Source organism: Cupriavidus sp. HPC(L) (assembly GCF_000307735.3).
Taxonomy (GTDB): Bacteria; Pseudomonadota; Gammaproteobacteria; order Burkholderiales; family Burkholderiaceae; genus Cupriavidus.
The window spans coordinates 1-11,111 of sequence record NZ_AMPR02000069.1 but is presented as its reverse complement, the minus strand read 5'-3'; the positions used below and the strand labels follow the sequence as shown (position 1 = coordinate 11,111).

10 protein-coding genes are annotated in these 11,111 nt (G+C 68.0%); 3 read left to right on the top strand and 7 right to left on the bottom strand.

Annotated features, from left to right (window positions below):
- Positions 1–204: 204 nt before the first annotated feature.
- From B551_RS05810 to rpoH, 3 genes are all read right to left on the bottom strand, one after another.
- Positions 205–939 carry an aspartate/glutamate racemase family protein gene (locus B551_RS05810; RefSeq protein WP_006578316.1) on the bottom strand — a complete coding sequence of 245 codons (735 nt, stop codon included), beginning with the start codon at positions 937–939 and terminating at the stop codon, positions 205–207.
- Positions 940–991: 52 nt separating this feature from the next.
- Positions 992–2,497, bottom strand: coding sequence for an NCS1 family nucleobase:cation symporter-1 (locus B551_RS05805; protein ID WP_006578315.1), 1,506 nt, complete (start codon positions 2,495–2,497; stop codon positions 992–994).
- A 369-nt stretch (positions 2,498–2,866) separates the two neighbouring features.
- A complete protein-coding gene (rpoH, locus tag B551_RS05800) occupies positions 2,867–3,763 on the bottom strand; it encodes an RNA polymerase sigma factor RpoH (protein WP_023263656.1) in 897 nt (298 codons plus the stop codon).
- A gap of 378 nt (positions 3,764–4,141) precedes the next feature.
- Between rpoH and B551_RS05795 the strand changes: the two genes are divergently transcribed.
- On the top strand, positions 4,142–5,017 hold the full coding sequence (locus B551_RS05795) for a pirin family protein (protein WP_006578313.1): 876 nt from the start codon (positions 4,142–4,144) through the stop codon (positions 5,015–5,017).
- A gap of 201 nt (positions 5,018–5,218) precedes the next feature.
- Here B551_RS05795 and ybiB read toward each other — a convergent pair whose 3' ends face one another.
- From ybiB to B551_RS05780, 3 genes are all read right to left on the bottom strand, one after another.
- Positions 5,219–6,232 (bottom strand): DNA-binding protein YbiB, encoded by a 1,014-nt coding sequence (gene ybiB / locus B551_RS05790; RefSeq protein ID WP_006578312.1) that lies wholly within the window; start codon positions 6,230–6,232, stop codon positions 5,219–5,221.
- A 118-nt stretch (positions 6,233–6,350) separates the two neighbouring features.
- Positions 6,351–7,670, bottom strand: a complete 1,320-nt coding sequence (locus tag B551_RS05785) for a CmpA/NrtA family ABC transporter substrate-binding protein (RefSeq protein WP_023263655.1) — start codon at positions 7,668–7,670, stop codon at positions 6,351–6,353.
- 28 nt (positions 7,671–7,698) lie between these two features.
- A complete protein-coding gene (locus B551_RS05780) occupies positions 7,699–8,361 on the bottom strand; it encodes an ANTAR domain-containing response regulator (RefSeq protein WP_006578310.1) in 663 nt (220 codons plus the stop codon).
- A 305-nt stretch (positions 8,362–8,666) separates the two neighbouring features.
- Here B551_RS05780 and B551_RS05775 point away from each other — a divergent pair, with 305 nt between their 5' ends.
- Positions 8,667–9,371: a fumarylacetoacetate hydrolase family protein gene (locus B551_RS05775; RefSeq protein ID WP_006578309.1), complete on the top strand. Its 705-nt coding sequence runs from the start codon at positions 8,667–8,669 to the stop codon at positions 9,369–9,371.
- A gap of 4 nt (positions 9,372–9,375) precedes the next feature.
- The gene (maiA, locus tag B551_RS05770) at positions 9,376–10,023 is read left to right on the top strand and encodes a maleylacetoacetate isomerase (RefSeq protein WP_006578308.1); all 648 of its coding nucleotides are present in this window, start codon (positions 9,376–9,378) and stop codon (positions 10,021–10,023) included.
- A gap of 80 nt (positions 10,024–10,103) precedes the next feature.
- On the opposite strand, the gene ftsY is transcribed toward maiA, so the two are convergent.
- A partial coding sequence (gene ftsY / locus B551_RS05765; protein WP_023263654.1) for a signal recognition particle-docking protein FtsY occupies positions 10,104–11,111 on the bottom strand: 1,008 nt, incomplete at its 5' end.

The window sequence follows — 11,111 nt, the reverse complement described above, 5'->3', positions numbered from 1 at the left end:
CCTCGTAATTGAGCACGAACTGCAGCGCAACGCGGGCGCCGCCGGGCCATCGGGCGTGCGGCGGCTGGCTGCCATAGCCGACCAGGTCGCGCGGATACGGTTGGCCGGCATCGGCGCCGGGTTGCGGGCGGGAAGGGGGGAGCGAAGAGGACATGATCTGCGGCAAGCGGAAATCGTTGGACGTGGCGAGGGGACGGCGGCGCCTCAGTTGATCGCGAACGGTGCCAGCATGCCGGCGTAGGCCTTCGGCAAGGGCCTGGCCCAATCGCCGCGCTTGCTGGTGCGCAGCCGGATCGCGACCAGCGACTCGACCATCTTGACCGCCGACACCACGCCGTCGATGACCGGCGCGCCGATCGCGTCGGCGATCTCCTCGCACAGGTCGGTCATGCCGGCGCAGCCGAGCACGATGCAGTCGCTGCGGTCCTGCGCCAGCGCCTGGCGGCACGATTCGGTGATGATGCGGCGCGCGTCCGAGCCCGGCCGCTCCAGTTCGAGCACCGGCAGGTCGCAGGCGTGCACGTTGCGGCAGAAGCGTTCCATGCCGTAGCGCTCGGCCAGATGCCAGGCGATATTGCAGGTCCGCGCCAGCGTGGTGACGACGCTGAAGCTGGTGCCGATCAGGCTGGCCATGTGCATGGCGGCCTCGGCGATGCCGATCACCGGCCCGCGCGCCATCTCGCGCGCCGCGTACAGCCCCGGATCGCCGAAGCAGGCGATCACGTAGCCCTCGACACCCTCGGCCTCGCCCAGGCGGATCTCCTCGAGGATGCCCGGCACCGACAGCGCCTCGTCATAGTGGCTCTCGATGGAAGCCGGACCCATGCGAGGGCTGACGGCGACGATGCGCGTGTCGGGCGAGGCCACGGTGCGGGCGCATTGGCCGATCTTGTCGGTCATGCTTTGCGTGGTGTTGGGGTTGATGATCTTGAGCTTCATGGCAAACGTCGTGGTCGGGTCAGGTCGTCGGTCGTCGGGTTCAGGCCGCGTGTCAGGCGGCGGCGAAGAAATGCGGCATCATGCGGCGCGCCAGCACGCGGTACAGCACCAGCGCGATGCCCATGCCGATGAACCAGCTGTAGTTGGCCAGGCCCTGCCAGGCGGGCACCACCACGCACAGGATCGGAATGATCGCGGCCGGGATCATCGTGGCGATCGCCACCGGGTTGTAGCCGCGGGTGTACCAGTACTTGCCCTGCGGACGCATCGTGTACAGGTCGTCGACGTCGACCTGCTGGCGGCGCACCAGGTAGTAGTCGGAGATCAGGATGCCGAACAGCGGCCCGATGAAGGCGCCCAGCACGTCCAGCGTGTAGTGGATGACCTGCGGGTTGTTGTACAGATTCCAGGGCGTGATGAAGATCGAACCGACCGCGGCGATCATGCCGCCGGTGCGCCAGCTGATGTGCTTGGGCGACACGTTGGAGAAGTCGAACGCCGGCGACACGAAGTTTGCGACGATGTTGATGCCGATGGTGGCGGTCATGAAGGTCAGCGCGCCCAGCACCATCGCGAAGGTGCTGTCGATATGGCTGACGGTCTCCACCGGATCGGTGATCAGCTTGCCGAACACCGGCAGCGTGGCCGAGGTCGTGATCACGGTCAGCAGCGAGAAGCCAAGGAAGTTGATCGGCAGCCCCCAGAAGTTGCCCTTGCGGACCGCGCCGAAGTTCTTCGCGTAGCGCGAGAAGTCGCCGAAGTTCAGCATCGGGCCGGAGAAGTACGACACCACCAGCGCGATCGCGGTCAGCATCACCGGTACCGCTTCCCAGCCGCTGTACTTGACGAAGCTCAGCGTGAAGCTGACGTTGCTCCAGCCGGCCTTGTTCACCAGCCAGATCGCCAGCAGGATCATCACCACATAGACAGCGGGGCCGGCCCAGTCGATGAACTTGCGGATGGTCTCCATGCCGGTCCAGAACACCAGCGCCTGCAGTACCCACAGCGTCATGAAGGCCGCCCAGCCCAGCGTCGACAGCCCGGCGAAACCATGCAGCTTGACGTCGGCATAGGGCGCCAGCGACGGGAAGAAATGCAGCGCCAGCACCAGGAAGGCCGACGAGGCCAGATAGGTCTGGATGCCGTACCACGCCACCGCGATCAGGCCGCGGATCACCGCCGGAATATTGGCGCCGAGCACGCCGAACGAGGCCCGGCAGATCACCGGATACGGGGTGCCGGTGACCTGGCTCGGCTTGGCCACCAGATTGCAGAAGAACTGCACGATGACGATGCCGACCAGCAGCGCGACCAGCACCTGCCAGCTGGTCAGGCCCAGCGCGAACAGGCTGCCGGCCGTGATGTAGCCGCCGACGCTGTGCACGTCCGACATCCAGAACGCGAAGATGTTGTAGGTGCTCCAGGTCTGCTTCTTCAGCGGCGCCAGGTCTTCGTTGGTCAGCCGTTCGTCATACGATGGCTTGATCAGCACGTTGCCATGGTGGACGGACGCGCTGTCCTGCAGCTCGGCGGCGGCAGGCGCGGTGGTGTGCATCATGCTTGTCTCCTCAAGGCGATGCCATGCGGTGGTAGGCGCGCGGAAGGCGCCGGATGGGCGGTGTAGATCGAAAGATCGGGAATCCGCTCTCAGGATTTGTTTTGTAGACAGAATTGTCTACAAAATCGTTTGTAGTTGTGTACGGATTTGTAGATCACGGCCGCGTGATTGTCAACATCACGGCCGCGGGATGCGGGCAAACCCCGAGTCGGAGGGGGCACGCCCATGTGCGGTGCGGCGCCGGAGCGGCAAAAGAAAAGGGCCGGGTCCTTGCGGAACCCGGCCCTTGTCGCCGCCGTCACCCCCGTGCATGCGGGGAGCCAGCGGCTGGCTTACGGCTTTCGGTTGATGGCCAGCGGGCGGCGCCGATCAGGCGAAGGCCTGCAGCGCGCCCTTCATCTTCTTCATCGCGGCGGACTCGATCTGCCGGATGCGCTCGGCCGACACGCCGAACTCGTCGGCCAGTTCGTGCAGCGTGGCGCCGCCCGAGCCGTCGTCGTTGACCTGCAGCCAGCGCGCCTCGATGATGCGGCGGCTGCGGGGATCAAGCTTGGTCAGCGCCTGTTCCAGGCCCTCGACCTGCATCCGGTCCTGGCGCTTGGCCTCGAGCACGCGCGTCGGCTCGTTGTGGTTGTCGGCCAGATAGGCGATTGGCGCAAACTCCTCCTCGCCGTCGTCGACCTGGCCTTCCAGCGCCAGATCGCCGCCCGACAAGCGGGTTTCCATCTCCATCACTTCTTCCGGCTTGACGTTCAGCTCGCGGGCGACCGCGTCGATCTCGTCCGGCGTGAAGGTATGGGCGCCTTGCTTGTGGCTGCGCAGGTTGAAGAACAGCTTGCGCTGGGCCTTGGTCGTCGCGACCTTGACCATGCGCCAGTTGCGCAGCACGTACTCGTGGATCTCCGCCTTGATCCAGTGGATCGCGTACGACACCAGGCGCACGCCCTGGTCCGGGTCGAAGCGCTTGACGGCCTTCATCAGGCCGATATTGCCTTCCTGGATCAGGTCCGCGTGCGGCAGGCCATAGCCCAGATACTGGCGGGCGATCGACACCACCAGACGCAGGTGCGACATCACCAGGCGGCGGGCCGCCTCGACCGAGTCGTGATCGCGCAGCTCGCGCGCGAGCCGCTGCTCCTCCTCGGCGGTGAGCATCGGAATACGGTGGACAGCCTGGATATAGCTGTCGAGATTGCCCAGCCCGGCGGGCAGGGTCAGGGCCATGCTGTTGGCGCGCTGCGGCACCATCGGCAGGGTGTTGTTCATGGTGATCGAATCGGCAGACAGGACTGCGTTCACTCAGGGCTCCTTTCGCATCCGGCGGGCGGCGTGCCCGCGTGTCGGAAGCATCGACGGCGTCGTGGCCGGCGCTTCCCACACTGCAATGCAACGCATATTAGCACTCCAGCCGGGTGAGTGCTAATTGGAGTCCGGTCCGCTACGATAGTTCCAGAATATCGGAGGAAAAATTCCATAGCGCTCCAGGTTGCCAGGAAGTCGCCCGGAAATCGCTGCGAAGACGGACACAAGTTCATTAGAGGGCCGGCGCCCGTGCCGGTTCTGCTGCAGGGACCATGCCATCGGGCCGCAAAGGCTACACTTGCCAGCATTGCGTCGATCCGCCACGCCCTTGGAGTGTCTGCCATGTCCGCCATTGAACATTTGTTGAAACCGCATGTAAGAGATATCGGCGACTTCTCGGTGCGGCGGGTGCTGCCCTCCGCCGCCGCGCAAACCGTCGGGCCATTCATCTTCTTCGACCACATGGGTCCGGTTCAACTGGAGCCCGGCAAAGGCATGGATGTGCGCCCTCATCCCCATATTGGGCTGGCCACCGTCACCTATCTGTTCGAAGGCGAAATCGTCCATCGCGACAGCGTCGGCAGCGAACAGACCATCCGGCCCGGCGACGTCAACTGGATGACCGCGGGCAGCGGCATCGTCCATTCGGAGCGCTCGCCGCAGGCCGCCCGCGACGCCGGCCCGCGGCTGCACGGCATCCAGACCTGGGTCGCGCTGCCGCGCGAGCACGAGACGGTCGCACCGTCGTTCTTCCACCATCCGGCCGACACGCTGCCGCGGCTTGTCCACGGCGGCGCGCGCATCACCGTGATCGCCGGCGACGCCTTCGGCGCACGCTCGCCGGTGCAGGTGTTCAGCCGCACGCTGTACGCCGCGCTGGAGCTCGACGCCGGCGCCAGCCTGGCGATTCCGCCCGAGCACGAGCAGCGCGGCCTCTATCTGGTCGATGGCGCCGCTGCGATCGACGGCATCGCGCTGCCGGCCGAGCACCTGGCGGTGCTGACGCCCGGCGCCGAGGCGACCGTCACGGCGCTGGAGCCGTCCCGGCTGATGCTGCTCGGCGGAGAACCGGTCGACGGCCGGCGGCATATCTTCTGGAATTTTGTCGCCAGCACCCGCGAGGCGATCGAAGAGGCGGCGCGGCGCTGGGAGAACGACGAGTTCCCGCACGTACCGGGCGAGACCGAGCGGATTCCGCTGCCGCCGCGGCGGGTTTGACAGAGCCAATGACATGAGGGTACTCCTGGCCCACGCTTGATGGCTCTCCTCTCCCGCTTGCGGGAGAGGGGCTGGGGAGAGAGAAAGGCAGTCGCTATGCCGCCGCCGTCCGCCATGGTTGCGCCTTTGCCCTCTTCCCCGATCCCGCTCCCCCGCGGACGGGAGAGGGGAGCAAGGATCGAGTGGTGCGTACCCAAGTCGCTACAGCGGACTGACCCAGCTGACCCGCGCGCTGTCGCGCAGGCAACCGCGGATCGTCTCGATCTGCGTCGCGATCGGGGCGGGCACCGGCACGGCCCCCGCCAGCACCTGGCGGATCCACGCGGCCGTCAACGCCACGTCGGTGCCCGGCGGCAGCGCCGGCACGTCGGCGACCGAGCCCGACATCGGGTCCACCAGCGTGCGCTGATGGCCGTCGTGCAGCCAGTCGATGCGGCTGCCGCGGCGGGCGTCGGCCACGACCTCGCCCTCGGTGCCGCGCGCCAGCAGCACGTTGGCCGGCTCGTGCGAGAAGTAATCGGTCAGCGTCTCGCGGTATTCGGGGTGCGTGTAGCTGTACAGCCGCAGCGCCTCGGCAGGCGTGTGCGCGCCGACCGGCTGCAGCATCTTGACGATCGTGTGCGAGGAATTGCGCAGCCCGATCACGGTGCGCTTGTCGAGCAGCGCCGACAGGGCCGGCGACAGCACGTCGATCGGCAGCACCGCCAGCGGGCCTGGATCGGTATCGCCGCCGCCCGGCTGCGCGAGCCGTCGCGCGGCTTCGTCGACCGTCGCGCACGGCGCGATCCCCAGGGCCTCGAACAGCATGATGCTGGTGACGCGCTGATTGAACTCGCGCGTGCCATGCACCAGCACCGGGATACCCTCCCGCGCGAGCAGCAGCGCCAGCAGCGGTACCAGATTGGGCTGCTTGCGCGCGCCGTTGTAGCTCGGGATGACCACCACCTGACGCTCCGGCGCCGGCAGCGGCAGGCAGTGCGCATGCGCGGCCTCCAGCATGCCGGCCAGCTCGTGCGGCGCCTCGCCCTTGATCCGGTACGCCATCAGCACGGCGCCGAGTTCGAGGTCGGAGACGCGTCCGGACAGCATCGCGTCGAACAGCAGGCGCGCATCGTCGCGCGGCAGCGCACGGGCGCCGGCGACGCCGCGGCCGATTTCCTTGATATAGGGGGCCGCAGAGAAGGCGGGCAGAGTGTGGAGGCGGTCAGCGGACATGGCGGTGCGGTGATGCTGTACGGTGAGAGCGGGGCAGCGGGGGTGCAGCAGGGGGTACGTATCGGTCGATGATAGCGCGATACGCCAGACGGCCCGCGCGGCGGCCGGCCAGCGCCATTCAGGCCTTGATCGCGAAGCCGTCGGCATAAGCCTTCGGGTCGCGCGTGGCGTCCCAGATCACGCCGTCCATCAGCCTCGCCGTGCGGAATTCGCTGGCCGGCAGCGGTACCTGCGCGGCCGTGGCGGCCTGCCGGTAGACGTCGAGCCGATTGACCTGGCGGGCCACCGCCAGATAGTCAGGATGCTCCTTCAGCAATCCCCAACGCTTGTGCTGCGTCAGGAACCACATGCCGTCCGACAGGTAGGGATAGTTCGCCTCGCCGTCCCGATGGAAATGCATCGCATCGGGGTCGTCCCAGGTCCTGCCCAGCCCGTTGGCATAACGGCCCAGCATGCGGTCGAGGATCAGCTCCATGTCGGTGTCGACACAGGATGGCGCGGCGATGGTCTCGGCCGTCCTGCGGCGATTCGACGCCGACGCGTCGATGAAGCGCGATGCCTCCAGCACCGCGGCCACCATCGCGCGCGCCGTGTTCGGATACTTCTGCACGAATTCGGCCGTGGTGCCCAGCGTCTTCTCGGGATGGTCGCGCCAGATGCCCTGCGTGGTCTCGGCGGTGAAGCCGATGCCGTCGGCGATCGCGCGCGCGTGCCACGGTTCGCCGGCGCAGAAGCCGTCCATCTGGCCGAGCCGCATATTGGCCACCATTTGCGGCGGCGGCACGGTGATCGCGCGCGCCTCCCGCATCGGATCGATGCCGTGGGCCGCGAGCCAGTAGTACAGCCACATCGCATGCGTGCCGGTGGGGAAGGTCTGCGCGAAGGTGTATTCGCGCTTTTCCCGCGTCATGTAGGCGCGCAGGCTGGCGCCGTCCCGGACGCCCTTGTCGGCCAACTTCGTCGACAGCGAGATCGCCTGGCCGTTGTGGTTCAGGTTCATCAGGACCGCCATGTCCTTCCTTGGTCCGCCGATGCCCAGCTGCACGCCGTAGATGAGCCCGTACAGCACGTGCGCGGCGTCGAGCTCGCCGTTGACCAGCTTGTCGCGCACGCCGGCCCACGAGGCCTCCCTGGCCGGCGTGATGCGGATGCCGTGCTTGCGGTCCAGCCCCAGCGCGGCGGCCATCACGATCGAGGCGCAGTCGGTCAGCGGGATGAAGCCGATCCGGACCTCGGTCTTCTCCGGCGCGTCCGAGCCTGCCGCCCAGGCGCCCGCGCGCACCATCGGATCGACCAGCGTCATCAAGGCGGATCCGCTCAGGTTCGTCCGCGCGCGGCCGCGACCCTGGCTGGCGGGTGGCGCGTCGGCGCTGCACCCGAATGCATCGGCAACGACGGCCGGGCGCCGGACTTTGGCGGGACTGGGGCGAGGGGGCATGCAAGACTCCAAAAAAAGCGCGAGGGCCCTAGCCCATCACGTCGATCACGCGCTGGGCGGCGTCGACCAGCTTGATGCCGCGCTCCATCGCCATGGTGCGCAGCCGCTTGTAGGCCTCGTCCTCGCTGAGGCCGCGCGCCTGCATCAGCAGGCCCTTGGCGCGTTCGACCACCTTGCGCTCGGTCAGCTTCAGCCGGGTCGCGTCGAGCTCCGCGCGCAGCGCCTGGTCCAGCTGGAAGCGCGCGTAGGCGACATCGAGCACGGTCTTGACCCGCTCGGCGCGCAGGCCGTCGACGATATAGGCCGTGATGCCGGCCGTCAGCGCGGCCTTGATGCGCTCGGCGTCGTCGTTATCGGTGAACAGCACGATCGGGCGCGGCGCATGCTGGGTCGAGACGCAGACGTGCTCGACCGTATCGCGCGCCGCCGACTCCGAGGCAATGATGATCAGGTCCGGCTGGCGCGCGGCGATGACGTCCGGCAACGCGAGGTCGGCGTCGACCGTCTCGACCTCGCTGAAGCCGGCGGCCGCCAGGCCGGCGCGGATCGTGTCGACGTTCAGCGGATCGGCGTCGAGCGGATCGCGCACCAGCAGGATCCGCAGCGGCCGCCCGCCCGAAGCCGGGGCGGCGGGCGTGGCGGCCGAGGGCGCGGAACGCGTCGTGGAGGGCGGGGACGGGCGGCGATTCATGGGTTTGGTCAGGCGGTGGCCGACGGTCGGTGGCCGGCTCGCTTGTTGGCTCGCTAGTTGGCTTGTGGCCGGCTTTTCCATGGCCGCCTCGGCGGCCGATGTCTGCCGCCTGCTTCATGCAAGAATCACGCCGGGTTTTGGGGCGCCGCTTGCCCCGCGATGGGGCGGCCGGTGTATGCTGATGCCCTGCCGCGAGGGGTCGGGCACCGCCGATGCCCTCGCCGCGCCGGTCCCGCCCGGCGCTCGCCGCGCCATCCGGACCGCGCTCCGATATCCATTCCAGAAGCCATCCAGTGGAGAGATGCATGACCGAGGAGTTCGTATTCCAACCCCCCGCGCCCACCGGCGTGCCGGTGCGCGGCAGCAGCGCGCGTTTTCCGGTGCGGCGGGTCTACTGCGTCGGGCGCAATTACGCCGCCCACGCACGCGAGATGGGATCGGACCCGGACCGCGAACCGCCGTTCTTCTTCTGCAAGCCGAGCGACGCGGTCAGCCCGGTGGCCGACGGCGCCGAGGGCACGTTCCCGTATCCGCCGGGCTCGAACAACGTGCACTACGAAGTCGAGCTGGTGGTCGCGATCGGCAAGGGCGGCCGTGACATCCCGGTCGAGCAGGCCGCCGCACATGTGTTCGGCTATGCCGTCGGTCTGGACATGACCCGCCGCGACCTGCAGAACGAATCGAAGAAGACCGGACGTCCGTGGGAGACCGGCAAGGCCTTCGACCAATCGGCGCCGATCGGCCCGATCGTGCCGGTGCAGGCGATCGGCCATCCCGAGCGCGGCGCGGTGACGCTGGCCGTCAATGGCGCCGAGAAGCAGCGTGGCGACCTGTCCGACCTGATCTGGTCGGTGCCCGAGATGGTGTCGTACCTGTCGAAGCTGTTCGAGCTGCAGCCGGGCGATCTGATCTACAGCGGCACGCCCGAGGGCGTGGGCCCGGTGGTCAAGGGCGATCGCATGCAGTGCGCGATCGAAGGCGTGGGCGAACTGGTGGTCAAGGTGGTCTGAAGCGATGCTCAAGCTCTACAGCTATTTCCGTAGTTCCGCGGCGTTCCGCGTGCGCATCGCGCTGGCGCTGAAGGGCCTGCCCTTCGAATACGTGCCGGTGCATCTGCTCAAGGATGGCGGCCAGCAACTGAGCGAGCAGTACCGCGCGCTGAACGCCAATGCGCTGGTGCCGACGCTGCTGGACGACGACCATGCGCTGTCGCAGTCGATGGCGATCGTCGAATACCTGGACGAGACCCATCCCGAGCCGGCGCTGCTGCCCGGCACGGCGCTGGACCGCGCCTACGTGCGCGCAGTGGCGCAGTCGATCGCCTGCGAGATCCATCCGCTGAACAACCTGCGCGTGCTCAAGTATCTGAAGCACACGCTCGGCGTCGGCGAGGAAGCGAAGGACGCCTGGTATCGGCACTGGATCGAGATCGGCTTTGCCGGACTCGAAGCCACGTTGACGCGCGAGGGCAAGGCCGGCCGCTTCTGCCTGGGCGATACGCCGACGCTGGCCGACATCTGCCTGGTGCCGCAGGTCTTCAACGCGCAGCGCTTCCAGGTCGATCTGGACCCGTATCCGACCATCGTGCGGATCTTCGACGCGTGCATGGAGCTGCCGGCGTTCCAGCAGGCCGCACCGAAGGCGCAGCCCGACGCGGAGTAAGTGAAAGGCCGTCAATGAAAACGGGCGCCGCTGGAAACAGCGGCGCCCGTTTTCCTGCTGTCGTGTCCGAGAACGCGTGCTCAGTCGCCCAGCAGCGCCCGCGCGAATTCGTCGGCCTTGAACGGCTGCAGGTCCTCGACCTTCTCGCCGACGCCGATGAAGTAGACCGGCACCGGACGCTGGCGCGCGATCGCGGCCAGGATGCCGCCCTTGGCAGTGCCGTCGAGCTTCGTCACGATCAGGCCGGTCAACTGCAGCGCATCGTCGAAGGCCTTGACCTGCGCCAGCGCGTTCTGCCCGGTATTGGCGTCGATCACCAGCAGCGCCTCGTGCGGCGCGGAGGGCATCGCCTTGCCGATCACGCGCTTGACCTTCTTCAGCTCTTCCATCAGATGCAGCTGCGTCGGCAGGCGGCCGGCGGTGTCGGCCATCACGATATCGACGCCGCGCGCACGGGCCGCGTTGACCGCGTCGAAGATCACCGCGGCCGGATCGCCGCTCTCCTGCGAGACCACGGTGACGTTGTTGCGCTCGCCCCAGATCGTCAGCTGCTCGCGCGCGGCGGCGCGGAAGGTATCGCCCGCGGCCAGCAGCACCGATTGGCCGTAGTGCTGGAAGTGCTTGCACAGCTTGCCGATGCTGGTGGTCTTGCCGGCGCCGTTGACGCCCGCGATCATCATCACCATCGGCTGCTCGCGGCCGAGCTCCATGGTCTTCTCGAGCGGACGCAGCAGCTCGGTCAGCAGATCGCGCAGCGCCAGGCGTACGCCCTCGGCGGTGTCGATGCGCTCGCTCCTGACGCGGCGGCGCAGCTCGCCGAGCAGATATTCGGTGGCCTCGACGCCGGCGTCGGCCATCAGCAGCGCGGTCTCCAGCTCCTCGAACAACGCCTCGTCGACCTTGACGCCGACGAACAGCGTGCTGATGCCGCGGCTGGTCTTGGACAGGCCGGTGCGCAGCCGCTGCATCCAGCCGCGCTTGGCCTCCTCGCTCGGCGGCGGCACCGGGACCAGCACCATTTCGTCGTCATCGCCGTCATCGCCGTCGTCGGTGGCGGCGGGCGCGGGCGGGGACGGCGGCGCGGGCTG

What these genes read in the sequence shown, in the direction of transcription:
- B551_RS05810 (WP_006578316.1), bottom strand. Translation starts at nt 939, where the DNA reads ATGAAGCTCAAGATCATCAACCCCAACACCACGCAAAGCATGACCGAC.
- B551_RS05805 (WP_006578315.1), bottom strand. Translation starts at nt 2,497, where the DNA reads ATGATGCACACCACCGCGCCTGCCGCCGCCGAGCTGCAGGACAGCGCG.
- rpoH (WP_023263656.1), bottom strand. Translation starts at nt 3,763, where the DNA reads ATGAACAACACCCTGCCGATGGTGCCGCAGCGCGCCAACAGCATGGCC.
- B551_RS05795 (WP_006578313.1), top strand. Translation starts at nt 4,142, where the DNA reads ATGTCCGCCATTGAACATTTGTTGAAACCGCATGTAAGAGATATCGGC.
- ybiB (WP_006578312.1), bottom strand. Translation starts at nt 6,232, where the DNA reads ATGTCCGCTGACCGCCTCCACACTCTGCCCGCCTTCTCTGCGGCCCCC.
- B551_RS05785 (WP_023263655.1), bottom strand. Translation starts at nt 7,670, where the DNA reads ATGCCCCCTCGCCCCAGTCCCGCCAAAGTCCGGCGCCCGGCCGTCGTT.
- B551_RS05780 (WP_006578310.1), bottom strand. Translation starts at nt 8,361, where the DNA reads ATGAATCGCCGCCCGTCCCCGCCCTCCACGACGCGTTCCGCGCCCTCG.
- B551_RS05775 (WP_006578309.1), top strand. Translation starts at nt 8,667, where the DNA reads ATGACCGAGGAGTTCGTATTCCAACCCCCCGCGCCCACCGGCGTGCCG.
- maiA (WP_006578308.1), top strand. Translation starts at nt 9,376, where the DNA reads ATGCTCAAGCTCTACAGCTATTTCCGTAGTTCCGCGGCGTTCCGCGTG.